The organism is Novosphingobium sp. 63-713, from assembly GCF_001898925.1.
In the GTDB taxonomy this organism is placed as follows: Bacteria; Pseudomonadota; Alphaproteobacteria; order Sphingomonadales; family Sphingomonadaceae; genus Novosphingobium.
The window spans coordinates 90,435-112,126 of sequence record NZ_MKVS01000046.1; the positions used below are offsets into that span (position 1 = coordinate 90,435).

The following is a 21,692-nucleotide window of genomic DNA, read 5'->3' on the forward strand; positions in this document are numbered from 1 at the left end:
TTATTTGGGTTTGCTCACCAAGGGCGGGCGCAGCGAGGTGCCCGCGCGGCCCGAACGCAGGCCGGTGAACCAGCTCAGCGGGTTCCAGCCCGCCGTGCCGTTGAAGGAATGGGTGATGAATTCGGCGCGTCCGCCCACATCCGACAAAGGCACCGGCCCGCCAAGCCCGCGTTCCTCCAGCGGCACGCGGCTGTCGGCGGAGTGGTCGCGGTTGTCGCCCATCACAAAGACATGGCCTTCGGGCACACGGATTTCGGCCATGTCGTCAAAGGGCTGTTCCATATGATCGAGGATCGTATAGGTCGCGCCATTGGGCAAGGTTTCACGCCATGCCGGGATCGAGCAGACCTCCTGACCCGAGGGCTTGCGTTCCTTGAGGCCGATAAAACCGGCGCCTTCGCAGGGGTAGGGGTCTTCATCGCCCCGGATCGCGTCGAGCGGGATTTCGGCGGGCGATTCGACCGCCTGCGGCACGGGGCGGCCATTGAGGATGATCTGGCCATGGCGCAGGGCGATACGGTCGCCGGGGCGGGCCACCACGCGCTTGATATAATCATCGCCCGGCCGGTCACGCGGGACCACGATCACCACATCGCCATAATCGGGCGTGCCGGGCCAGATGCGCCAGGAGCCGCGCGGCAGGACGTGAAAGCTGGGCGAGGCCCAATTCCAGCCATAGGGATATTTCGAGACCACCAGATGATCGCCCACCCACAATCCCGGCAGCATCGAGGCCGAGGGAATGTAAAACGGCTTGGCGATAAATGAATGAAACGCCAGCACCGCCAGCAGCATGCCGCCCAGCCCGCGCACCTCGGCCCACCAGTTGATGGGCTGCTTGGCGGTGTCGGTGGTCTTGGTATCGCTGGAGGCGGACATTGGGGAATCGTCTTTCAAAGAGGCAGGGTTTCGATGATGACCGTGGCGGAGGCCCATGGCAAATCGTCGGTGAGCGAAAGGTGGAGTTGGGCTGTCTGGCCCGGTGGGGTGATCGCGGCCAGACGATCGGCGGCCCCGGCGTGCAGCAGGAGCGAGGGCGCGCCCAGATCATTGCGCACCACCTCGATATCGGTCAGGCCAAAGCCGCGCCCGATGCCGGTGCCCAATGCCTTGGCGCATGCTTCCTTGGCGGCCCAGCGCTTGGCCAGCGTGGCCGCGCGCATCGCCGGGCGCGAATCGGCCAGAGCGATCTCTGCGGGCGTAAAGCTGCGCGCCAGAAACCGCGCTTCATGCCGTTCCAGCGCCGCCTCGATACGGTCGATATTCACCAGATCTGTGCCGAGGCCCAGGATCATCGTGTTGTCACCCCCAAGATCAACCGCGCGCCGCGTCCATCAGTTCGCGCATCCGGCGCACCGCGTTTTCAAGGCCGACGAACACCGCCTCGCCGATCAGATAATGGCCGATGTTGAGTTCGGCGATCTGGGGAATGGCGGCGACCGGCTGAACATTGTCATAGGTCAGGCCGTGGCCCGCATGAGGCTCGATCCCGTTGCGCGCGGCAAGCGCGACCATATCGGCAAGGCGCTTCAATTCGACCGCACAGGCCTCGCCCTCGGCATGGGCATATTCGCCGGTGTGAAATTCCACCACCGGCGCGCCAAGGCGGATCGCGGCGTCAAGCTGGCGCATTTCGGGCGCGATGAAGAGCGAGACGCGGATGCCCGCATCACTCAGACGCTGAACGATGGGGGCAAGGCGGTTGTGCTGCCCGGCCGCATCGAGCCCGCCCTCGGTCGTGCGCTCCTCGCGCCGCTCGGGCACGATGCAGGCGGCGTGCGGTTTGTGGCGCAGCGCGATGTCCAGCATCTCGTCCGTGGCGGCCATTTCCAGATTGAGCGGCAGCGAGGTCGAGGCCTGAATGCGCGCCAGATCCTCGTCGCGGATATGGCGGCGATCCTCGCGCAGATGCGCGGTGATGCCGTCGCCGCCCACCGCCGCAACGATCTGGGCCGCGCGCACGGGATCGGGATGAGCGCCGCCCCGCGCGTTGCGGATCGTGGCCACATGGTCGATGTTGACGCCAAGGCGCAGGCGAGCGGGGCTGAGCGCGTTCATTACGGCTTGGCCCGGCTGCCGGGCTTGACCGCAGGCGTGGCGGCCAGAGCAGCGGGCACTTCATCGGGCGCATAGGTGGGGAAGTTGAGCGCGATCAGCGGATAGAAGGGCACGCCCAGATCCACCTTGCCTGCGCTGCGGTCGATCAGGGCCGCCGCCGCGATCACCTTGCCGCCCGCATCCTCGATGGCCTTGATCGCCTCGCGGCTCGACAGGCCGGTCGTCACCACATCCTCGACCATTAGCACCTTGTCGCCCGGTTCGATGGAAAAGCCGCGGCGCAGTTCGAACGTGCCGGTGGGCCGTTCGACAAACATCGCGTCCACGCCCAGCGCGCGGCCCACTTCATGGCCGATGATCAATCCGCCCATCGCCGGGCTGATGACCTTTTGGATTTCCTTGCGCAGGTCGCGCGGCAATTTCTGGGCAATGCCAATCGCCAGACGGCTGGCCCGTTCCGGGTTCATCAGCACGCGGGCGCATTGCAGATAATGCGCGCTGTGGCGCCCAGAGGAGAGCAGGAAATGCCCTTCGAGCAGGGCATGGCTGGCGCGGAATTCGGCCAGCACCTCTTCTTCGGTCATGCTTTGTCTTGCCTTCGTCCAAAAAACTTGTGCGATTCCCGCAGGAGCGGCGCGCGCCCTGCTTCAAATTTACCCCTAGAGGCGCTTGTGGGCTGGGGCAAGCGCTGGTACACCCTGTTCCTAAGGGACAAAAGTCCCGGAGCCTGTGGGACGCCGGACGAGGAGGGGGCTTTTCTTCCGAGCGGCGAAGAAGAAAGAACGTAGGCCATGATTTTGGGAGAAGTATCCGGGGCCTTCGGGCGCCGAATGTTGCGTATTGCCTTGATGGCGCGAAATGTCCTGAAAGTGGCGCCGGGTCTGGCGCTGATCGCTGCGGGCGCGGCCCATGCGGCTGCCGATCGTCTTGCTGTTGCGCCGGGCGGCTATACCCCGATGAAGCCCACGCCCGGCAAGGGCATGCCGGTTGACGGCGGGCTGACCTTTCAGACCCAATATTCCCCCACCGGGCTTGAGGCCCTGTGGATGCACGATCACATCGTGATGACCGTCCTGATCGCGACCACGCTTTTCGTGCTGGCGCTGCTGGTCTGGGTGATGGTGCGTTATAATTCGCGCGCCAATCCGGTGCCCAGCAAGACCAGCCACAACACGCTGCTCGAAGTGATCTGGACCGGCATTCCCGTGCTGATCCTGCTGGTGGTCTTCGTCCCCTCGATGAAGCTGCTGGCCCATCAGTTCAAGACCCCGCCCAAGGAAGCGCTGACCATCAAGGCGATCGGCAACCAGTGGTACTGGACCTATGCCTATCCCGACAATGGCGAGTTCGAAGTGACCAGCAACATGCTGAGCCACGAGGAGGCGGTGAAGCGCGGCGAGCCGCCGCAGCTGGCCGCCGACAACCGCATGGTGGTGCCGGTGGGCGAACCGATTCGCCTGCAGACCACGGGCGCGGATGTGATCCACTCGTTTGCGGTCCCCTCGCTGTGGTTCAAGCTGGACGCGGTGCCGGGGCGGATCAACGAGAAGGTGTTGTTCGTCAAGGAGCCGGGCGTCTATTATGGCCAGTGCAGCGAGCTTTGCGGCGCGCGCCATGGCTATATGCCGATCGTGGTCGAGGCGCTGCCCCGTCCCCAGTATAACGCCTGGGTGATGACGCATGCCGGCGCCAAGATCGACGGCGCGCCCGAGGCGCCCGCTGCGGCCCCTGCCGCTGCCGCCGCCTCGCCTGCCGCCGAAGCCGCTTCGGGGACCGAGGTGGCCGCCGCCGCCTCGTCCGGCGAATAACTTTTACGCGAGGGTTTGAAGAACAATGGCTACCATCGCAGACGAATTTCACGCCCATTCCGACGGGCATGTGCATGACCATCACGACCATGACCACAAGCCGGGCTTTTTCGCCCGCTGGTTCATGTCCACCAACCACAAGGATATCGGCACGCTCTATCTGATCTTTGCCATCACGGCGGGGATCATCGGGGGCGCGATTTCCGGCATCATGCGTGCCGAACTGGCGCAGCCGGGCATCCAGTATCTGGGTTATTTTGCGCAGTTGCTGGGCACGAAAGATCCCAGCTTTGACCAGCAGCTCCACCTGTGGAACGTGCTGATTACCGCGCATGGCCTGATCATGGTGTTCTTCATGGTCATGCCTGCCATCATCGGCGGGTTTGGCAACTGGTTTGTGCCGATCATGATCGGTGCGCCCGACATGGCCTTCCCGCGCATGAACAACATCTCGTTCTGGTTGACGGTGGCGGGTTTCTGCTCGCTGATGTGTTCGGCCTTTGTGCCGGGCGGCACCGGTCAGGGCGCGGGCATCGGCTGGACAGCCTATGCGCCGCTCTCGACCTCGGGTTCGCAGGGGCCTGCGGTCGATTTCGCGATCTTCTCGCTGCACCTTGCCGGTGCAGGCTCGATCATGGGCGCGATCAATTTCATCACCACCATCTTCAACATGCGCGCGCCGGGCATGACCCTGCATAAGATGCCGCTGTTTGTCTGGTCGGTGCTGGTGACGGCGTTCCTGCTGCTGCTGGCGCTGCCGGTGTTGGCGGCCGCCATCACGATGCTGCTGACCGACCGCAATTTCCACACCACCTTCTTTGATGCGGCGGGCGGCGGTGATCCGGTCCTGTATCAGCATCTGTTCTGGTTCTTCGGCCACCCCGAAGTCTACATCATGATCCTGCCCGGTTTCGGCATCATCAGCCAGATCGTCTCGACCTTCAGCCGCAAGCCCGTGTTCGGTTATCTGGGCATGGCCTATGCGATGGTGGCGATCGGCGTGGTGGGCTTTGTCGTGTGGGCGCACCACATGTACACCACCGGCCTGTCCGAAGATGTGAAGATGTATTTCACCACTGCCACGATGGTGATCGCGGTGCCCACCGGCATCAAGATCTTCTCGTGGATCGCGACGATGTGGGGCGGTTCGATCCGCTTCGCCTCGCCCATGGTCTGGGCCATCGGCTTCATCTTCCTGTTCACCGTGGGCGGCGTCACGGGCGTTGAGCTGGCCAATGGCGGTTTGGACGACAACCTTCAGGACACCTATTATGTGGTGGGTCACTTCCACTATGTGCTCTCGCTGGGCGCGGTGACCTCGCTGTTTGCCGGTTTCTACTACTGGTTCCCCAAGATGAGTGGACGCTGGCACTCCGAACTGCTGTCCTATCTGCATTTCGCGGTGTTCTTTGTCGGCGTGAACATGATCTTCTTCCCCATGCACTTCCTGGGGATGCAGGGCATGCCGCGCCGTTACCCTGACTTCACGCCTGCCTATGCCTATTGGAACCATATCGCCACGATCGGCTATATGGTGATGGCGGTCTCGATCGGCATCTGGATCATCAACATCATCTATGCCTTCACCATGGGCAAAAAGGCCGAAGGCAATTACTGGGGCGAGGGCGCGACGACGCTGGAATGGACGCTGTCCAGCCCGCCGCCGTTCCACCAGTTCGAAACCCTGCCGGTGATCAAGGACGATGGTCACCATTAAGGATGGTTGCGGCGCCCGGACCCGCTCCGGGCGCCCGTAATCCGGCCGCATCTGTTACTCGAAGGGACAGCTATGTCTCGCGTGCTCCCTTTACATCGCGGCGCAATGGCGCAAGGGGGAATGCCCATGAGCATCCCCCCTGTCAAAACCGGCGCCAAACCCGCCGCTCGTCAGCCTGCCGACTGGCGCGATTTCTTCGCCCTGACCAAGCCGCGCGTGATGACGCTGGTGATCTTCACCGGCCTTTGCGGATTGCTGGCGGCGCCGGGCCATATCCACCCGGTGATCGGATTCGCCACGATTCTATGCATTGCGGTGGGTGCCGGCGGGGCCGCCGCGCTCAACCAGTGGTGGGAAGCCGACATTGACGCGGGCATGAAGCGCACCGCCAAGCGGCCTTTGCCTGCCGGGCGGATGGACCGCGAATCAGCCCGCGATTTCGGCATGGCGCTCTCAGGGCTGTCGGTGTTGACCATGGGGTTGGCGGCAGGGTGGATCTGCGCGGTCATTCTGGCGGTGTCGATTGTTTATTACGCGCTGGTCTATACGGTCTGGCTGAAACCGCGCACGCCGCAGAATATCGTGATCGGCGGCGGGGCCGGGGCTTTTCCGCCGATGATCGGCTGGGTGGCGGTGACGGGCCATATCACATGGATGCCGGTGCTGCTGTTCCTCATCATCTTTATGTGGACGCCGCCGCATTTCTGGGCGCTGGCGCTGTTTGTGAAGACCGATTACGCCAAGGTGGGCATTCCGATGATGCCGGTGGTGGCGGGGGAAAAATCCACCCGGCGCCAGATCTTCGCCTATTCGGTGCTGCTGCTGCCGCTCACGCTGCTGCCGGTGTTTCTGCCCAAGGATGATGGCGGGCCGGGATGGATTTACGGCGTGTCGGCGGGCGTGCTGTCGACGCTGTTCCTGTTGCTGGCGATCCGGGTGGGTTTCCGCAACCGGCGCGATGAGGACGATTCCATGAAGCCGGAAAAGCAGCTTTTCGCTTTTTCGGTGCTTTATCTGTTCGCCCTGTTCGCCGCGCTGGTGGCGGATCGCTGGGTGCCGATCATCGGAGGATATTTGTGAGCGAACCGATCGACATGGACGCAAGCAAGATGGAGGAGCGCAAGCGCATCATCGCCGGGCGCAACAAGGCGCTGGGGCTGGTGCTGCTGGGTCTGGTGGTGCTGTTCTTTGCCATCACCATTGCCAAGATGGGGCATTGATCCATGGCCGGCCTGAACCCGCCCGTGCCGCAAAACCGCAACCGCCGCGTGGCGATGATTGCGGCGGGCGTGGCGCTGGGGATGGCGGGTCTGGGCTATGCCTCGGTGCCGCTTTATCGGATTTTCTGTCAGGCCACCGGCTATGGCGGCACGCCCCGCCGCGCCAGCGAGGCCCAGGCCGAAGGCGTCAAGGTGGCCGCCGGGCGCACGATGTCGGTGCGTTTCGACGCCAATGTCGATCCGGGCATGCCATGGCAATTCCGCCCGCGCCAGACCACGCAGACCGTGGCCATCGGCGCGCGCACGCTGGCCATTTTCGAGGCGCATAACACGTCGGACAAGCCGATCACCGGGGCGGCCAGTTTCAACGTCTCGCCCGACGAGGCGGCGCGTTATTTCACCAAGGTGGCCTGTTTCTGTTTCACGCAACAGACGCTGCAACCGGGGCAGAGCGTGGCCATGCCGGTCAGTTATTACGTCGATCCCAAGATCCTTGAGGACAAGGACCTCAAAGGTCTGGAACAGATCACCTTGAGTTATACGTTCCACCCCGTGCCGGGAGCCTGAGGCAGGCGGGCGGAACGAGCAGGAAATCCACGCTTTTCGGTCTGCAAATCGTGCTGGACCGGGGGCTTCAGGAAAGATAGGTTTGAACACAACAAATGCCGGGGGAAAGAGGCCGCAACAGGCCCGCACCCATGGCAAAAAGGGGATGAATGCGATGGCCTCTGGCAAGACACATGACTACCATATCCTGCCGCCCGATCTGGTGCCTTTGGCCACCACGCTCGGGGCTTTCACCTTTACCACCGGCATGGTGTTCATGATGCACCCCGAGACGTTCGGGGCGCTGGGTCATATTGTGCCATGGGCGGGGCTGGCGCTGTTGCTGGCGGCCATGTTCACCTGGTTCAACAAGATCGTGAACGAGGCCCATGCGGGCGATCATACGCCGGTGGTGCAACTGCATCAGCGCTATGGCATGATCCTGTTCATCGCCTCGGAAGTCATGTTCTTTGTCGGCTGGTTCTGGGCCTTCTTTGATTTCTCGCTGTTTCCCTCGACCATTTCGAAGGCGATCGGCGGGCAATGGCCGCCCAAGGAATTGGAAGCTGTCCTTGACGCTTTCGACCTGCCGCTGCTCAACACGATGATCCTGCTGCTTTCGGGCACGACCGTGACCTGGGCGCATCACAGCCTGATCCATGGCGACCGTTCGGGGCTGAAAAAGGGGCTCTGGCTGACCATCATTCTGGGCATTCTGTTCAGCAGCCTTCAGGCGTTTGAATATGCCCATGCGCCCTTCGCCTTTGGCAAGAACACCTATGGCTCGGCCTTTTACATGGCGACCGGTTTCCATGGTTTCCATGTGATCGTGGGCACGATCTTCCTCGCGGTCTGTCTGGCCCGCTCCTATCGCGGCGATTTTACCCCGCGCCAGCATTTCGGTTTTGAGGCCGCCGCATGGTATTGGCACTTCGTCGACGTGGTGTGGCTGTTCCTCTTCGTGTGCATCTATATCTGGGGCAACTGGGGCTTTGCGGTTGACTGATCCGGCAAAGCCATCCTCATCCGCAGGGCAGCCGGGAATCGTCTCGGCTGCCCTGTTCGGTTTGTGCCCGCGCTGCGGGGCCAAGGGCCTGTTTGCGGGCATTGCCCATTTTGCGCCGCGCTGCGAAAAATGCGGGCTGGATTTCGGTGCGTTCAATGTCGGCGATGGACCGGCGGCCTTTCTGACCTTTGGGGTTGGCGCTTTGGCGGCGGTGGTGGCGGCATGGCTGGCGCTGGATGTCGATCCGCCGGTGTGGGTCTATGTCGCGGTGCTGGTGCCGCTGGTGGTTTTGCCCACGCTTTATGGGCTGCGCGTGTCGAAGGCCGCGCTGCTGACGGCGGAATATCAGCGGCGGGCGAGTGAAGCAGGCGCAAAGGATGTCGATTCGCGATGAACTGGCGCAAATTGCCCGTGATCCCCACGCTGCTGGTGCTGGCGGCGGCGGGTTATATGGTCCACCTCGGCTTCTGGCAGCTCGACCGACTGGCCCAGAAAGAGTCCAAGATCGCGCGTTTCACCGCCGCGCAGGGCGACCGCAGCCCGGTTTCGATTGGCGAGGTATGGCGCTATCGCCAATCGGATGCGCGCGATTTCCACCGCACGCAGTTCTGGTGCCAGCAGGTGCTGCAGATCTCGGCCCAGTCCGGGCGCAATGCGGCGGGGCAGGCGGGCTGGGCGCATATCGCGCGATGCCTGACCGCGCCTGTCGATACGCAGGGGTTCCATCCCACCGAGGCGCCCAAGGGTGTGCTGGCCGATGTGGTGCTGGGGTGGAGCAACAAGCCCGCGCCCGTGGCATGGAGCGGCGGGCAGGTGGAGGGGCTGGTCGTGCCGGGGGGCGAATTTGCCCATCATGTCGTGGCCGATCCGGCGCTGGCGGGGCTGGCGAGCAATGCGACGCCCGATCCGCGCGATTTGCCCAATAATCACCTGTCCTATGCGGTGCAGTGGTTCCTTTTCGCGCTGACCGCTTTGGTGATTTATGCGGTGGCGGTGAGGAAGAGGGTGTCGGGGGAAGAAGAAGGGGAGTGATGCGAGGGTCTGGACCCTCGCGCTCCCATTATCGTCTGCGTTGCGCTTTGGGTTCGGCGTTGTGTTTCGGACGCGCGGTTGGAATTTGAAAGCCTGCGGCGCGTTTCAGCGCGAGTTCGCCGCGCCGCAGGCCTTGCCAACCATCCCAATCGCACCCCGTCACCGACCAAACGCATCCCCCATAATGGGATTGCAAAGGGTCGAGACCCTTTGCCCGCCGGAGGCATAAAAACCCCTGAATCCCGCAAAACCCTTGCCCCTGCGCCCCTCTGCGGCTAACGGGGCGGGCCAAACGGACAGGGAATCCCATGGAATATATCTCCACGCGCGGCAACGCACCGGTTCTTGATTTTGAAGGCGCGACTCTGGCTGGTCTGGCCAGCGACGGCGGGCTTTATGTGCCCCGCGAATGGCCGCGTTTTTCCAAGGACGAGATCGCCGCGCTGGCGGGCCTGCCCTATGCGGAGCTGGCGGCCAAGGTGATGGCGCCTTTCGTGGGCGAGAGCCTGAGCTATGAGCGCCTGCTGGAGCTGACCACGGCGGCCTATGGCCGGTTTTCGCACGCTGCCGTGACGCCCTTGAAGCAGTTGGACGAGCAGCAGTGGCTGCTGGAGCTGTTCCACGGCCCGACGCTGGCGTTCAAGGACGTGGCGCTGCAATTGCTGGGCCTCTTGTTCGAAGAATTCCTGGGCCGCAGCCCGCAGAACCTGACCATCGTGGGCGCCACCAGCGGCGACACCGGCAGCGCGGCAATTGACGCCGTGGCAGGCCGCGCCAAGGTCGACATTTTCATGCTGCATCCCAAGGGCCGCGTCAGCGACGTTCAGCGCCGCCAGATGACGACCGTGCTGGCCCCCAATGTCTATAACATCGCCATCGAGGGCAGCTTCGACGATGCGCAGGCGATGGTGAAGCGCATTTTCAACGACAAGGCCGTGACCGATCAGTTCAACATCGGCGCGGTGAATTCGATCAACTGGGCGCGTCTGATGGCGCAGGTGGTCTATTATTTCGCCGCCGCGCTGCAACTGGGCGCGCCGGAACGCGAAGTGGCCTTCTCGGTGCCCACCGGCAATTTCGGTGACGTGTTCGCCGGCTATGTCGCCGCGCAGATGGGCCTGCCGATTGCCAAGCTGATCGTCGCCACCAATGTGAATGACATCCTGCACCGCGCGCTGTCGAGCGGCGATTATTCGGCCGGGACGGTGACGCCGACGGCTGCGCCCAGCATGGACATTCAGGTCTCGTCGAATTTTGAACGCCTGCTGTTCGATGTGGGCGGCCGTGATGGCGCGGCTCTGGCCGAGCAGATGGCCGGGTTCGAGGCCACCAAGGCGATGACGCTGACCAATGCGCAGCGCGAAGGCGCCGCAGCGCTCTTCGTCTCGGCCCGCGCCGATGCTGATGAAATGGCGCAGGCCATCCGCTGGGGCTGGGAAGCGGCGGGCGAATTGCTCGACCCGCACACCGCCATCGGCATCCATGCCGCACGCAATGCGGGAATCGCCAAGGGCACCCCGGTGGTCACGCTGGCCACGGCCCATCCGGCCAAGTTCCCCGATGCGGTCGAGCGCAGCACCGGTCACCGCCCCGGCCTGCCCGAGCGCGTGGGCGATCTGTTCGAGCGCGAAGAGCGCTATGCCGAACTGCCCGGTGATTATGACGCGGTCTGCGCCTATGTCGCCGAGCGGGCGACCGCGAAGGCATAATGGCAGAGCTGATCCACCAGCCCGTCCTGCTGACCGGCGATGGCTGGGCCGATTACGGGCTGGTCGATTCGGGCGCGGGGCGCAAGCTGGAGCGCTATGGCGACTATCGCTTCATTCGCCCCGAACCGCAGGCTTTGTGGCAGCCGCGCATGGCCGATTGGGATGCGCCCCATATTGCCTCTCATGGCGAATTCGTGCCGGGCGCGGATGAGGATGGCGGCGGGCGCTGGAATTATACCAAGCCGGTGCCGCGTGATGGCTGGCCGCTGAGCTGGGGTGATGTGAAATTCACCGCGCAATGCACGCCCTTCCGCCATTTGGGCTTCTTTCCCGATATGGCGCCGGTCTGGGGCTGGATGGGGCAGCAATTGGGCGAGCGCAGCGATGCCTCCACGCTCAATCTGTTCGGCTATACCGGCGTCGGCACGCTGGCGCTGAGCCAGTACGGTCCTGTCACCCATGTGGATGCCAGCAAGAAATCGGTGGCGCAGGCGCGGGTCAACGCGGCCCTGTCGGGCATGGAAAGCCGCCCGGTGCGCTGGATCGTTGATGATGCGGCCAAGTTCACCGCGCGCGAGGTACGCCGGGGCAAGCGCTATGACGGCATCATCATGGACCCGCCCAAATTCGGACGCGGGCCGGATGGCGAGGTCTGGCGTCTGGAAGAACACCTGCCCGGCCTGATCCATGATGCCCGGCAATTGCTGGATGAAAACAGCCGGTTCCTGTTCCTGACGGTCTATGCGGTGCGCATGTCCTCGCTGGCCATTGCCGGGCTGCTGGACGAGGCTTTCGCCGGGCTGCCGGGCTATGTCGAGCATGGGGATCTGGCGGTGCGCGAGGATGGCGCGGGGCGGATGTTGCCCACGGCGATCTTTGCGCGGTGGCGTCGGGATTAAAGGAGTTTGCCTCCGGCGGGCAAAGGGACTTGGTCCCTTTGCAATCCCGGTACTGTCTTTATTGTGTTCTACATCAACCAGGGTTGATCGACGCAGCGCTTGGATTTTGAAAGCCTGCGGCACCGATCAGCACTACCTCGCCGCGCCGCAGGCTTTATTCAACCATGCCGTATAAGCCCACGAGCGGGCAAAGCGCGACCCCATAATGGGATTGCAAAGGGCCCCCGCCCTTTGCCCGCCGGAGGCTCTCCCTTGCCCGCCGGGGGCATTGCCCCTTAAAACCCCTAGACTCCCCCCGCGCAACCTGCCATCGGCCCGCGCGCAAACACCCCCTATCATCGTGAAAGCATCCAACGTGGCGGACAGCCTGATTCTTGAAGTGGCCGATTTTGAAGTGGACGTTCTGACGGGCGTTTATTCGGAAGAGACGGGCCAGAAGCAGCCCTTGCGCATCAGCGTGAGTGTGAAGCTCAAGCCCTATGACCGCTATTTGCCCGACACGCCGCTGGGGGCGAGCAAGAATTACATGGACCTGAAGTTTGCCGCCAGCGATGCGCTGCCCGAGGGCGTGCATTTCACGCTGATCGAGGCGGTGGCCGATCATATTGCCGACACCCTGTTCCTTCAGGACGAGCGGGTGGAGGGTGTGACGGTCAAGATCGTCAAGCTGGCCATCAGCGAGGCGGGGGAAAAGATCGGCATGACCCTGACGCGCGAGCGGCGGTAAATGCCCACGTCCGATCAACAGGTTCTGGCGATAGAGGATTTGCCGGGCGGGCCTTTGGCCGCTGCCGTGGCGTTTCATGCGCAATGGCTGGCGCAGGCCGAGGCAATGCTGGCCGATGGCGATCTGGTGCTGGTGATGCCTCTGGCGGGGCATGAGCATCGCGCCTGGCGTCTGGCGGCGGTGCAGGGGCTGGCGCGGGCCTATGCTCCGGCGCGGGCCAATCTGGTGGAATGCGACGAACCGGCGGGCATTGCGGCGGCCTGTGCCTTTCTGGCCGCTTCACCCGGGATTACCGGGCAAATCCTGCGACTGGATAGCCAAGCGCCCGGAGCGGTGATAGATTGACTCCATGAGCCAGCCGTCGCGTCAACCTTTGGTCGATCAGTTCCAACGCCGGATTTCCTATCTGCGGCTTTCGGTGATCGACCGATGCGACCTGCGCTGTACCTATTGCATGCCCGAGCGGCAGACCTTTCTGCCCAAATCCGAAGTGCTCAGCCTTGAGGAATTGCACAGGCTGGCGCTGGGTTTCATCGGGCGCGGCGTGCGCAAGATCCGCCTGACCGGCGGCGAGCCTTTGGTGCGGCGCGATATGATCGAGCTGGTGCGGGCGATCGGGCGCAAGATCGGTGATGGGCTGGACGAGCTGACCATCACGACCAATGGCACGCGATTGGCCGAATTTGCCGATGATCTGCGCGAGGCGGGCATCCGCCGCGTCAATGTCAGCCTCGACACGCTGGACCGGGCCAAATTCGCCCGCATCGCCCGGCGCGATCAGTTGCCGCAGGTGCTGGAGGGCATTGCCGCCGCGCGCGCGGCCGGGTTGGCGGTCAAGATCAACACTGTCGCGCTCAAAGGCGAGAATGAGGGCGAGATCGGCGATCTTGTCGCATGGGCGCATGGCGCGGGCCACGAGATCACACTGATCGAGGTCATGCCGCTGGGCGAGGTGGAGGGGGATCGTTACGATCACTATCTGCCGCTGACGCAGGTGCGCACAGGGCTGGAGCAGCGCTTTACCCTGACCGAGGATGCGCATCGCAGCGGCGGCCCGGCGCGTTACTGGCATGTGGAGGAAACCGGCGGTCGGCTGGGGCTGATCACGCCGCTGACCAGCAATTTCTGCGATGGGTGCAACCGGGTGCGCGTGACGGCTACCGGGCAATTGTTCGCCTGCCTTGGCGGGCGTGAACAGGTGGACCTGCGGGCCGCCTTGCGCAGCGAGGAGCCGGAAAGCGCGCTCGAAGCCGCGTTGGACGAGGCGATGCGGATCAAGCCCGCGCGCCACCATTTCGAGATCAACCGCCCCGGCGCCGAGCCTGCCTTGCCGCGCCATATGTCGATGACGGGGGGGTGATGATGGCGCGGCTGGTGTTTCTGGGGCGTCTGGCGGATCTCGCCGGAGGGGCCGAGCGCGAGGTGGCGCCGGGACCTTTGGCGGGGGTTATTGCCGACATGGAGCCGGAACTGGCACAGGCTTTGGCCGGGCCGCGGGTCAGGCTGGCGCTGAATGGCGCGCTGGTGGCGGGCGATGGGCTGGTGGTGAAGGCTGGCGATGAATTGGCGTTCCTGCCCCCGGTGAGCGGCGGATGATCGAGGTCCGGCTGATCGAGCAGGCGTTTGACGCGGGCGATGCGATTCGCGACTTTGCCGCCGCCCATCCGCAATCGGGCGGCGTGGTCAGCTTTCTGGGGCAGGTGCGAGCCGACAGTTCCCAGCAGGGCGACGATGTTGAAGCGCTTGAGCTTCAGCATTACGCCCCGCTGACCCTGCCGGGGATGGAGGCGCTGGCGCGCGATGTGCTGGGCCGCTGGGCGCTCGATGGCCTGCTGATCTGGCACCGCGTGGGTGAGATGGCGCCTGGCGATCCGATCGTGCTGGTGGCGGCGGCCTCGCGGCATCGGCGTGATGCTTTTGCCGCCGCTGATTTCGCGATGGATCACCTGAAGAGCGAAAGCTGGTTCTGGAAGCGCGAAAAGCGCGCCGGGCAATGGGCCTGGGTCGAACCGCGCGAACAGGATTACGCCGATCTGGCCCGCTGGGGCCAGATCGGCAATTAACGCGGCAATTTTCGGCGCGCCGCGTCAAGCGCGCGATCCTGCGCCGCGCCAAGGGCGAAGATTTCCGACCTTGCGGTCTCGATCATCCGGGCGGCGGCGCGCGGCATATCTGGATTTTCGGGCGCATGGGCCATGCGGTCCTGCGTATAGAGTTCCTCGATATCGCCCTCGACCACGCCGAGCACGCCGCGCTGGCGCTCCAGATCGCTCAGCGCCAGATTGGCCTGTTGCCATGTCTCATCGCCGGGCTTGGCATGGTCGGCCGCATTGAGCGCCCGGTCGGCGGCGGGGCGGGCCGCGGCAAACGCCTTGTCGGCATCATGCGCGGCACGCAGCAGCGAATCGATTTTGGCGCTGAGACCGGCAGGGACCTGATCCTGCGCGGCACCGGCGGCAGCAGCGGCGGGCGTGACCATCGGCTTTTCCTCGGCCCGGCGCGCCAGCGAGGGATAGGAAGCGGTGCTGCATCCCCCCAGCAGCGCGGGAATCAGCAGGGCCAGCGGAGCGAATCGGGCCGCATGCGCGAATCGGTGGCGCTGCGCCCTGCTCGATTGGGCTGTCGATGAGGCGGATTTTGCGATAAGGCCAAGCATGGATGCGCCATAGCACGCCTGCGCCTATTCGCCAGAGGGCAGAAATTGGCCAGAGTTTCCGGGAGGGAATGGGCCTTTCTGTCATGCGGTGCATTGACACGCGGGGGCGGTTGCACTAACGGCGCAGCTTCTTTCCGAACCCTGCCGTGTGTGGCGGGGGTCGGCGCGTCGCTCGCGGCTCCTCGAATAACCGCCTTGCTCGGCCTTTGGCTTGGCGGCAGGTTTCGGGAAACGCGGCCGGGGCGGCCACGTAATTTTTTGAATGGATTTGCATCATGTTCGCTATCGTGCGCACGGGCGGTAAGCAGTATCGGGTCGCCGCCGGAGACAAAATCGCGGTCGAAAAGCTGGCTGGTGAAGCCGGCGAGACGATCACGCTGGGTGATGTTCTGCTGGCCGGCGAAGAAGGCGTTGTCGCCGACGCTTCGAAGGTGGTGGTCTCGGCCGAGATCATCGCTCAGGCGAAGTCGGAAAAGGTGATCGTTTTCAAGAAGCGCCGCCGTCACAACTATCGTCGCAAGAACGGCCATCGCCAGCTGCTCACGCTGCTGCGCATCGTGTCGGTCGCGGCCGCCTAAGCTCAGGAGTTTTCGACAATGGCACATAAGAAAGCAGGCGGTTCGTCGCGTAACGGTCGCGACTCGCAGTCCAAGCGCCTTGGCGTGAAGAAGTTCGGCAGCCAGCTGGTGATCGGTGGCAACATCATCATCCGTCAGCGCGGCACGAAGGTCTATCCGGGCGTGAACGTGGGCATCGGCAAGGACCACACCCTGTTCGCTCTGACCGAAGGCCGCGTGCGCTTTCATGAAGGCAAGCTGGGCCGCAAATACGTGTCGGTTGACGCGTTGGCCGAAGCCGCCGAGTAAGCGGATGGTCTATTTGGGCCATCCTGATGGGATGGCCCCGCCAAGGTTCTGACACCTTGGCTGAACGAGGGAGAGGGGCCCGGCCCATCTCCCTCTTTTCGTATCTCTCCTTCACCCGCCGATCGGTGGGACGCGACAAATTGGTCGGGCTGCGAGCATGGCTTTGCGTTCGATCAAGGCGGATTTGCGTCCAATGCGGTTCAGCATGCGCTGGGCTGAGGCCGGTCGTCACCGCAATGTCACCGCGCGCCCTTAGGAATCCTGCGCGGGACTGAGGATCATGGCGTCCCGAACGGGACCGGGGATTTGGAGCGATACACATGTTTTACCGCAGCGAACGGCTGTTTCTGCGGCCCGCGTGGCCAGAAGACTGGAACGCGATTCACGCCGCGATCGACGACGAGGGCATCGTGCGCAATCTGGCGCGCGCGCCCTGGCCCTATACCGAAAATGACGCGCGCTGGTTCGCCAGCCAGCCTCAGGACGAGCGTCTGCCGCATTTCCTCATCACGCGCCCCGGCGCCGAGGGCAGCGCGCTGATCGGCTCGATCGGGCTGAGCGAGATCGAGGGCGAGGCCAACATCGGCTATTGGATTGCGCGCGCGCATTGGGGGCAGGGCTATGCCACCGAGGCGGGGCGGGCGATGCTGGCGCTGGCGCGTGGGCTGGGCCACAAGCGTCTGGTTGGGCGGCATTTTCTCGACAATCCGGCCTCGGGGTTGGTGCTGCGGCGGCTGGGTTTCCGGCCCGTGGACGAACGCGGCGCGATTTTCAGCGCGGGGCGCGGGCAGGCTTGCCCGTCGGCCCGGTTCGAAATCGAGCTGCGCGCCGAGCATGACGATCAGGATGATTCGCCCGATGGCGGTATGGAAGGGAGGCGCGCGGCCTGAAGCGTCTCTGCGCATAACAGGTCTATATGTCTGACATTACGCAAATTCGCTGATGCGTGAATGAAAATTACAGCTTTAGCGGGTAAAATCTTTCGCTTCTTGCTTGACCACCTGCAAACCTTTATGGGTCTGCAATGTGGTTTTGCGAGCCTGCGGGCTTGTACTGTTTGGACATAAGACATGGGCCCGAAGAAGCGTCTCTCCCCCGAAGCCAGCCGCAATGCCGCGATGGAGGCAGCGCGCGATCTGCTTGTCGAGCAGGGGCCGCAGGGGGTGACGCTCAAAGCCGTGGCGGCGCGGGTGGGGCGCACCCATGCCAATCTGCTGCACCATTTCGGTTCGGCGGCCGAGCTGCAAAAGGCGCTGGCCGAGCATATGGCGGTGTCGATCTGCGCCTCGGTCGCGCGCGCCGTGCTGGCCCAGCGCGATGGCAGCGGCAGCGCGCGCGATGTGGTCGATCTGGCCTTTGACGCCTTTGAAAAGCAAGGCGGCGGGCAATTGGTCAGCTGGATGCGGCTGATCGGCAATGTCGATGCGCTCGACACCATCGTCCGCGCGATCCACGCCATCGTGGACGAGGTGCATGATGCGGGCGAGGTCTGCATGCGTCATGTGACGCAGACGCTGGTGCTGCTGGCGCTGGGCGATTCGCTGATCGGCGCGCCCTTGGCCGATTCGCTGGAAATCTCGCGCGATTCGAGCCGCGAGATGGCCGCCCGCCTGATCGAAACCGAGGCGGTGCGGCTGGGGCTGGTCCCGGCGGAGCGGGCGCTTACGCCTCTGGGCTAAGGTCTTCCTGCGCGAACCACGCGGGCGGGTTGGTAATGTCATCCACCCGCCAATGTTCGACCGACAGGCCCAGCGCGGGATAATCCACCCTCTGTCGATCCGGGCGTGATTGCGCGGCGGGCACCACGACCACCCGACGATTGACCTTTTGCCGCCAGTTCATGCGCGCGGTGTTCTCCTGCCCGACATAGCAGCCCTTGGTGAAGGATACGCCGTTTAGCTCCACCGCGTTGCATTCCAGCCAGAGCAGGTCGGCAATCTCGGCCCCTTCGACCACGCCCAAAGACAGGCGATGGGCCAGATAGGCCTCATCAACCGCCGCATCATCATCCGGCGCCAGCCAGCGATAGCCCAGTTCCGCAAGGCGCGGGTCGGGGGTGGCGCCATCTTGGGGCGTGGCGCTCCAATGCACGGCCAAAGCATCATCCCGCGCGATGGCGATGGCGCGGCGCAGGCGATACATCGACAGGCGTTTGACCACCCCATCGGCCTGATCCGCCGCCACATCCAGCAGCAGGTCCGCCCCATCGGCCCATACGATGAAATCGGCGATCACCTTGCCCTGCGGCGTCAACAGCGCGGCATAGGTCGGCAGCGCGCCCAGCACGACATCCTGCGTCACCAACCCTTGCAGGAATTTGCGGACGTCCTCCTGCGGGTCGGTTGGCGAGAGGCGGATCACGGCGCGGGAGGCAAGCTTCGTCATGGGGGATAGGTGGGGATGATAAAGGGAAAAGGGAAGGGGGTTTGTGCCGTTAATGGGTGCCTCCGGCGGGCAGAGGGCGGGGCCCTTTGCAACCCCGTTAATGGGATGGCGCCAAGGTTCGTAGCGGAGTGGGGGCGCCGCAGGCTTTAAAATTTAAAGGCCGCGTCCGACACCCCAAGCCGAACCCGAGGCGCAACGCATACATTCACGGGAGCGCGAGCGACGAGTCCCTCGCATCTAAACCTTCATCTTCCCGGCAACCTGTGGCAAAGCGCAACGCATGACCCAAGCGATAGACCTTGTCCTCACCGGTGGCACTGTCCACACTCCCTCTGGCCCCGCACAGGTTGATGTGGCCGTCCGCGATGGCAAAATCATCGGTATAGGCAGTTTTCCCGATGCGGCGCGGCGAATTGATTGCACCGGATTGGATGTTTTGCCCGGCGTGATCGATTCCCAGGTCCATTTCCGCGAGCCGGGGCTGGAGTATAAGGAAGATCTGGAAAGCGGCAGCCGCTGTGCGGTGATGGGCGGGATCACCGCCGTGTTTGAAATGCCCAACACCAATCCGAACACCGATTCGGTGATGCGCGTCCATGACAAGCTGGAGCGCGCCCACCATCGCATGTGGTGCGATCATGCGTTCTATGTCGGCGCAACGGCCGCCAACGCGCCGGATCTGGCCGAGCTCGAGCGCATTCCCGGCACGGCGGGCGTCAAGATCTTCATGGGCGCTTCCACCGGCAGCCTGCTGGTCGCGCATGACGAGGAATTGGCCCGCGTGCTGGCCCATGGCACGCGCCGTGTGGCGATCCATGCCGAGGACGAGGATCGCATGAACGCGCGCAAGGATCTGCGCGTTGAGGGTGATCCGTCGAGCCATCCGGTATGGCGCGATGATGAAAGCGCGCTGCTGGCGACCAAGCGTATCCTCAAGCTGGCCCGCGCGGCGCGGCGGCCGATCCACATTCTGCATGTGACCACGCCTGCCGAACTCGAACTCATCAGCCAGCACCGTGATATCGCCTCCTGCGAGGTCACGCCTCAGCACCTGACCCTGCGCGGCGAGGAAGCCTATCCGCGCCTTGGCACCTATGCCCAGATGAACCCGCCGATCCGCAGCGGCGAGCATGTTGATGGCCTGTGGCACTGGCTGCAACAGGGCGTGCCCGATGTGATCGGCTCCGACCACGCGCCCCACACGATCGAGGAAAAGGCCAAGCCCTATCCGGCCTCGCCCAGCGGCATGCCCGGCGTGCAGACGCTGCTGCCGCTGATGCTCGACCATGTGTTGAACGGGCGGATGACGCTGGCGCGTCTGATCGACATGACCAGCGCGGGCGTGCAGCGCATCTTTGGCCTGCAATCCAAGGGCCGCATCGCGGTGGGCTATGACGCCGACTTTACGGTGGTGGACCTCAAGGGGCAGTTCACCGTCACCGAGGACTGGCTGCAGAGCCGCTGCGGCTGGTCGCCCTATACCGGCATGGAGCTGAAGGGGCGCGTCCTTGGCACGATTATCCGCGGGCATCAGGTGATGTGGGAGGCCCAACTGGCCAACAGCGCGGTGGGTGAGCCGTTGAAATTTGCGGGGGCGTTGTAAGCGGGGGTTTGGTTGGGGGCTTTGAATGCCTCCGGCGGGCAAAGGGCGGGGGCCCTTTGCAATCCCGTTACTGTTTATGTTGCGTATCGGGCTCGGCGTTTGGCGCCGGGGCTTGATGGTTGAATTTTAAAGCCTGCGGCGCCGGTCAGCGTAGGATCGCCGCGCCGCAGGCTTTAATCATATGTGGCGCGGCCAGCCAAGCGCCGCCGCCCTAATGGGATTGCAAAGGGACCGAGTCCCTTTGCCCGCCGGAGGCATAAACCTCCTCGCTTAAACCACCTCATCCGAATGCAGCGCACACCCATGCCCGCCATCGGTTTCGATCTGAATCGTGGCATGGCCGATGCCGAAATCATGCTCCAGATCATGGGCCAGACCATGCAGGAAGGCATCCCCCGGATGGCCGCCGGGCATAATGATATGGGCGGTCATGGCGGTGTCGGTGGTGCTGATCGGCCAGACGTGGAGATCGTGGAGCGCGGCAATGCCGGGGCGCGCCAGCAGGAAGGCGCGCAGCTTTTCTTCATTCACCGAAGCGGGGACGGCGAGCAGGCCCATCTGCACGGACTCCTTCAGCATCGACCAACTGCCCAGCGCGATCATCAGCGTGATGACGAGGCTGGTGACGGGGTCGATCCAGTTCCATGCGGTGAAATGGATGGCCAGACCCGCCAGCACCACGCCCGCTGAGACTGCCGCATCGGCCATCAGGTGCTGAAAGGCGGCGCGCAGGTTGAGGTCATCCTTGCTGCCGCGTGCAAAGAGCAGGGCCGAGAGGCCATTGACCGCGATCCCCGCCGCCGCCACCGCCATCATCAGCCCCGCCGCCGCCGGTTCGGGCGAGGCGAATTTCTGCAACGTCTCGATCAGGATCGCCCCCAGCGCGACCCAGAGCAGCGCCGCATTGGCCAGAGCCGCCAGGATCGAGGCGCTTTTCATGCCATAGGTAAAGCGGCGCGAGGGCGCCCGCGCGGCCAGACGGCTTGCCCCCCAAGCCAGCAGAAGCGAGAGCACATCGGACAGATTATGCCCGGCATCGGCCAGCAGGGCGGTCGAATGGCCGATGAAACCGGCGGCGGTTTCTATCAGGACAAACAGGACGTTGAGTGAGGTGGCCACGGCAAAGGCGCGGCCATGGGTGGCCCCGGCCCCGTGATGATGGTGATGGCCATGATGATGCCCATGGTGATCGTTGCCGCCATGCGATTCGCCATGATCATGGTTATGATGATGGTGATTGTGGCCGATACCCATGGTTTTTCCCGATCTGCTGCGTTGCACAAATGTCGCACTGCGGCCCAATTCGCAACAGCGGAATTTTGGGCCAACATTTAAATTCCATATGAATTTCGTCAAGGTCGTAACAAAGTTACATCAATGTCAATTAGGCGAGAAACAATCTTGCCTTTTGCGGCATCAGCCTGTCGCGCGCGCCGTCCCGTGTCAAAATTGCGTCACAA

General features: G+C 63.8%; 27 protein-coding genes. 20 read left to right on the plus strand and 7 right to left on the minus strand.

Annotated elements, in window-relative coordinates:
- From lepB to pyrE, 4 genes are read right to left on the minus strand one after another with little or no spacing between them, the layout of a single operon-like run.
- Window positions 1-879: a signal peptidase I gene (gene lepB, locus BGP00_RS17740; RefSeq protein WP_292691504.1), complete on the minus strand. Its 879-nt coding sequence runs from the start codon at window positions 877-879 to the stop codon at window positions 1-3.
- Window positions 880-893: 14 nt separating this feature from the next.
- Window positions 894-1,295, minus strand: a complete 402-nt coding sequence (gene acpS / locus BGP00_RS17745) for a holo-ACP synthase (protein WP_292691501.1) — start codon at window positions 1,293-1,295, stop codon at window positions 894-896.
- A gap of 19 nt (window positions 1,296-1,314) precedes the next feature.
- Window positions 1,315-2,058 (minus strand): pyridoxine 5'-phosphate synthase, encoded by a 744-nt coding sequence (locus tag BGP00_RS17750; protein WP_292691499.1) that lies wholly within the window; start codon window positions 2,056-2,058, stop codon window positions 1,315-1,317.
- A complete protein-coding gene (pyrE, locus tag BGP00_RS17755; RefSeq protein ID WP_168604962.1) occupies window positions 2,058-2,642 on the minus strand; it encodes an orotate phosphoribosyltransferase in 585 nt (194 codons plus the stop codon). The genes BGP00_RS17750 and pyrE overlap by 1 nt, the downstream gene beginning before the upstream one ends.
- Window positions 2,643-2,888: 246 nt before the next feature.
- On the opposite strand from pyrE, the gene coxB reads away from it, so the two are divergent.
- The 15 genes from coxB (at window position 2,889) to BGP00_RS17830 (ending at window position 14,785) form a co-directional block, all read left to right on the plus strand.
- Entirely contained in the window at window positions 2,889-3,866 is a 978-nt protein-coding gene (coxB, locus tag BGP00_RS17760; protein WP_292925798.1) for a cytochrome c oxidase subunit II, read from the plus strand.
- Window positions 3,867-3,891: 25 nt separating this feature from the next.
- Window positions 3,892-5,583 (plus strand): cytochrome c oxidase subunit I, encoded by a 1,692-nt coding sequence (gene ctaD, locus BGP00_RS17765; protein ID WP_292691495.1) that lies wholly within the window; start codon window positions 3,892-3,894, stop codon window positions 5,581-5,583.
- A gap of 126 nt (window positions 5,584-5,709) precedes the next feature.
- On the plus strand, window positions 5,710-6,663 hold the full coding sequence (locus BGP00_RS17770) for a heme o synthase (RefSeq protein ID WP_292691493.1): 954 nt from the start codon (window positions 5,710-5,712) through the stop codon (window positions 6,661-6,663).
- Entirely contained in the window at window positions 6,660-6,803 is a 144-nt protein-coding gene (locus BGP00_RS17775) for a hypothetical protein (RefSeq protein WP_168604944.1), read from the plus strand. Before BGP00_RS17770 ends, BGP00_RS17775 begins: the two co-directional genes overlap by 4 nt.
- 3 nt (window positions 6,804-6,806) lie before the next feature.
- Window positions 6,807-7,370 carry a cytochrome c oxidase assembly protein gene (locus BGP00_RS17780; RefSeq protein ID WP_292691491.1) on the plus strand — a complete coding sequence of 188 codons (564 nt, stop codon included), beginning with the start codon at window positions 6,807-6,809 and terminating at the stop codon, window positions 7,368-7,370.
- A gap of 154 nt (window positions 7,371-7,524) precedes the next feature.
- Window positions 7,525-8,355 (plus strand): cytochrome c oxidase subunit 3, encoded by an 831-nt coding sequence (locus BGP00_RS17785; RefSeq protein WP_292691489.1) that lies wholly within the window; start codon window positions 7,525-7,527, stop codon window positions 8,353-8,355.
- On the plus strand, window positions 8,348-8,749 hold the full coding sequence (locus BGP00_RS17790) for a DUF983 domain-containing protein (protein WP_292691487.1): 402 nt from the start codon (window positions 8,348-8,350) through the stop codon (window positions 8,747-8,749). Before BGP00_RS17785 ends, BGP00_RS17790 begins: the two co-directional genes overlap by 8 nt.
- Window positions 8,746-9,387, plus strand: coding sequence for an SURF1 family cytochrome oxidase biogenesis protein (locus tag BGP00_RS17795; RefSeq protein ID WP_292691485.1), 642 nt, complete (start codon window positions 8,746-8,748; stop codon window positions 9,385-9,387). The genes BGP00_RS17790 and BGP00_RS17795 overlap by 4 nt, the downstream gene beginning before the upstream one ends.
- 308 nt (window positions 9,388-9,695) lie before the next feature.
- On the plus strand, window positions 9,696-11,096 hold the full coding sequence (gene thrC / locus BGP00_RS17800; RefSeq protein WP_292691483.1) for a threonine synthase: 1,401 nt from the start codon (window positions 9,696-9,698) through the stop codon (window positions 11,094-11,096).
- Window positions 11,096-11,995: a class I SAM-dependent methyltransferase gene (locus BGP00_RS17805; protein WP_292691481.1), complete on the plus strand. Its 900-nt coding sequence runs from the start codon at window positions 11,096-11,098 to the stop codon at window positions 11,993-11,995. Before thrC ends, BGP00_RS17805 begins: the two co-directional genes overlap by 1 nt.
- A 355-nt stretch (window positions 11,996-12,350) precedes the next feature.
- Complete coding sequence (locus tag BGP00_RS17810) at window positions 12,351-12,722, plus strand: dihydroneopterin aldolase (RefSeq protein WP_292691647.1); 372 nt, start codon at window positions 12,351-12,353, stop codon at window positions 12,720-12,722.
- The gene (locus BGP00_RS17815) at window positions 12,723-13,067 is read left to right on the plus strand and encodes a Rossmann fold domain-containing protein (protein WP_168604972.1); all 345 of its coding nucleotides are present in this window, start codon (window positions 12,723-12,725) and stop codon (window positions 13,065-13,067) included.
- Between the two features lie 4 nt (window positions 13,068-13,071).
- A complete protein-coding gene (gene moaA, locus BGP00_RS17820) occupies window positions 13,072-14,082 on the plus strand; it encodes a GTP 3',8-cyclase MoaA (protein WP_292691478.1) in 1,011 nt (336 codons plus the stop codon).
- On the plus strand, window positions 14,082-14,318 hold the full coding sequence (locus BGP00_RS17825; RefSeq protein ID WP_292691476.1) for a MoaD/ThiS family protein: 237 nt from the start codon (window positions 14,082-14,084) through the stop codon (window positions 14,316-14,318). Before moaA ends, BGP00_RS17825 begins: the two co-directional genes overlap by 1 nt.
- The gene (locus BGP00_RS17830; RefSeq protein WP_292691474.1) at window positions 14,315-14,785 is read left to right on the plus strand and encodes a molybdenum cofactor biosynthesis protein MoaE; all 471 of its coding nucleotides are present in this window, start codon (window positions 14,315-14,317) and stop codon (window positions 14,783-14,785) included. Before BGP00_RS17825 ends, BGP00_RS17830 begins: the two co-directional genes overlap by 4 nt.
- Here BGP00_RS17830 and BGP00_RS17835 read toward each other — a convergent pair.
- Complete coding sequence (locus BGP00_RS17835) at window positions 14,782-15,378, minus strand: hypothetical protein (protein WP_292691472.1); 597 nt, start codon at window positions 15,376-15,378, stop codon at window positions 14,782-14,784. The two genes, BGP00_RS17830 and BGP00_RS17835, sit on opposite strands and share 4 nt — an antisense overlap.
- Before the next feature lie 275 nt (window positions 15,379-15,653).
- Here BGP00_RS17835 and rplU point away from each other — a divergent pair, with 275 nt between their 5' ends.
- The 4 genes from rplU (at window position 15,654) to BGP00_RS17855 (ending at window position 17,923) form a co-directional block, all read left to right on the plus strand.
- The gene (gene rplU / locus BGP00_RS17840; protein WP_168604976.1) at window positions 15,654-15,956 is read left to right on the plus strand and encodes a 50S ribosomal protein L21; all 303 of its coding nucleotides are present in this window, start codon (window positions 15,654-15,656) and stop codon (window positions 15,954-15,956) included.
- An 18-nt stretch (window positions 15,957-15,974) separates the two neighbouring features.
- Entirely contained in the window at window positions 15,975-16,244 is a 270-nt protein-coding gene (rpmA, locus tag BGP00_RS17845; RefSeq protein WP_168604977.1) for a 50S ribosomal protein L27, read from the plus strand.
- Between the two features lie 320 nt (window positions 16,245-16,564).
- On the plus strand, window positions 16,565-17,134 hold the full coding sequence (locus BGP00_RS17850) for a GNAT family N-acetyltransferase (protein WP_168604978.1): 570 nt from the start codon (window positions 16,565-16,567) through the stop codon (window positions 17,132-17,134).
- Between the two features lie 180 nt (window positions 17,135-17,314).
- Window positions 17,315-17,923 carry a TetR/AcrR family transcriptional regulator gene (locus BGP00_RS17855; protein ID WP_292691469.1) on the plus strand — a complete coding sequence of 203 codons (609 nt, stop codon included), beginning with the start codon at window positions 17,315-17,317 and terminating at the stop codon, window positions 17,921-17,923.
- Here the strand turns inward: BGP00_RS17855 and BGP00_RS17860 are convergent.
- On the minus strand, window positions 17,907-18,629 hold the full coding sequence (locus BGP00_RS17860) for a folate-binding protein (RefSeq protein ID WP_292691467.1): 723 nt from the start codon (window positions 18,627-18,629) through the stop codon (window positions 17,907-17,909). The genes BGP00_RS17855 and BGP00_RS17860 overlap by 17 nt on opposite strands.
- Before the next feature lie 280 nt (window positions 18,630-18,909).
- Between BGP00_RS17860 and BGP00_RS17865 the strand changes: the two genes are divergently transcribed.
- On the plus strand, window positions 18,910-20,232 hold the full coding sequence (locus tag BGP00_RS17865) for a dihydroorotase (protein WP_292691465.1): 1,323 nt from the start codon (window positions 18,910-18,912) through the stop codon (window positions 20,230-20,232).
- A gap of 270 nt (window positions 20,233-20,502) precedes the next feature.
- Here the strand turns inward: BGP00_RS17865 and BGP00_RS17870 are convergent, their stop codons facing one another.
- Window positions 20,503-21,486 (minus strand): cation diffusion facilitator family transporter, encoded by a 984-nt coding sequence (locus BGP00_RS17870; RefSeq protein WP_292691463.1) that lies wholly within the window; start codon window positions 21,484-21,486, stop codon window positions 20,503-20,505.
- Between the last annotated feature and the right edge of the window lie 206 nt (window positions 21,487-21,692).

Bases quoted from the DNA above. Each gene is read 5' to 3' on its own strand.
- thrC (WP_292691483.1), top strand. From the start codon at position 9,696: ATGGAATATATCTCCACGCGCGGCAACGCACCGGTTCTTGATTTTGAA.
- BGP00_RS17870 (WP_292691463.1), bottom strand. From the start codon at position 21,486: ATGGGTATCGGCCACAATCACCATCATCATAACCATGATCATGGCGAA.
- rpmA (WP_168604977.1), top strand. From the start codon at position 15,975: ATGGCACATAAGAAAGCAGGCGGTTCGTCGCGTAACGGTCGCGACTCG.
- rplU (WP_168604976.1), top strand. From the start codon at position 15,654: ATGTTCGCTATCGTGCGCACGGGCGGTAAGCAGTATCGGGTCGCCGCC.
- ctaD (WP_292691495.1), top strand. From the start codon at position 3,892: ATGGCTACCATCGCAGACGAATTTCACGCCCATTCCGACGGGCATGTG.
- acpS (WP_292691501.1), bottom strand. From the start codon at position 1,295: ATGATCCTGGGCCTCGGCACAGATCTGGTGAATATCGACCGTATCGAG.
- BGP00_RS17830 (WP_292691474.1), top strand. From the start codon at position 14,315: ATGATCGAGGTCCGGCTGATCGAGCAGGCGTTTGACGCGGGCGATGCG.
- BGP00_RS17780 (WP_292691491.1), top strand. From the start codon at position 6,807: ATGGCCGGCCTGAACCCGCCCGTGCCGCAAAACCGCAACCGCCGCGTG.
- moaA (WP_292691478.1), top strand. From the start codon at position 13,072: ATGAGCCAGCCGTCGCGTCAACCTTTGGTCGATCAGTTCCAACGCCGG.
- BGP00_RS17750 (WP_292691499.1), bottom strand. From the start codon at position 2,058: ATGAACGCGCTCAGCCCCGCTCGCCTGCGCCTTGGCGTCAACATCGAC.
- BGP00_RS17860 (WP_292691467.1), bottom strand. From the start codon at position 18,629: ATGACGAAGCTTGCCTCCCGCGCCGTGATCCGCCTCTCGCCAACCGAC.
- pyrE (WP_168604962.1), bottom strand. From the start codon at position 2,642: ATGACCGAAGAAGAGGTGCTGGCCGAATTCCGCGCCAGCCATGCCCTG.
- BGP00_RS17795 (WP_292691485.1), top strand. From the start codon at position 8,746: ATGAACTGGCGCAAATTGCCCGTGATCCCCACGCTGCTGGTGCTGGCG.
- BGP00_RS17850 (WP_168604978.1), top strand. From the start codon at position 16,565: ATGTTTTACCGCAGCGAACGGCTGTTTCTGCGGCCCGCGTGGCCAGAA.
- BGP00_RS17865 (WP_292691465.1), top strand. From the start codon at position 18,910: ATGACCCAAGCGATAGACCTTGTCCTCACCGGTGGCACTGTCCACACT.
- BGP00_RS17805 (WP_292691481.1), top strand. From the start codon at position 11,096: ATGGCAGAGCTGATCCACCAGCCCGTCCTGCTGACCGGCGATGGCTGG.
- coxB (WP_292925798.1), top strand. From the start codon at position 2,889: ATGTTGCGTATTGCCTTGATGGCGCGAAATGTCCTGAAAGTGGCGCCG.
- BGP00_RS17785 (WP_292691489.1), top strand. From the start codon at position 7,525: ATGGCCTCTGGCAAGACACATGACTACCATATCCTGCCGCCCGATCTG.
- BGP00_RS17825 (WP_292691476.1), top strand. From the start codon at position 14,082: ATGATGGCGCGGCTGGTGTTTCTGGGGCGTCTGGCGGATCTCGCCGGA.
- lepB (WP_292691504.1), bottom strand. From the start codon at position 879: ATGTCCGCCTCCAGCGATACCAAGACCACCGACACCGCCAAGCAGCCC.
- BGP00_RS17770 (WP_292691493.1), top strand. From the start codon at position 5,710: ATGAGCATCCCCCCTGTCAAAACCGGCGCCAAACCCGCCGCTCGTCAG.
- BGP00_RS17815 (WP_168604972.1), top strand. From the start codon at position 12,723: ATGCCCACGTCCGATCAACAGGTTCTGGCGATAGAGGATTTGCCGGGC.
- BGP00_RS17855 (WP_292691469.1), top strand. From the start codon at position 17,315: ATGGGCCCGAAGAAGCGTCTCTCCCCCGAAGCCAGCCGCAATGCCGCG.
- BGP00_RS17835 (WP_292691472.1), bottom strand. From the start codon at position 15,378: ATGCTTGGCCTTATCGCAAAATCCGCCTCATCGACAGCCCAATCGAGC.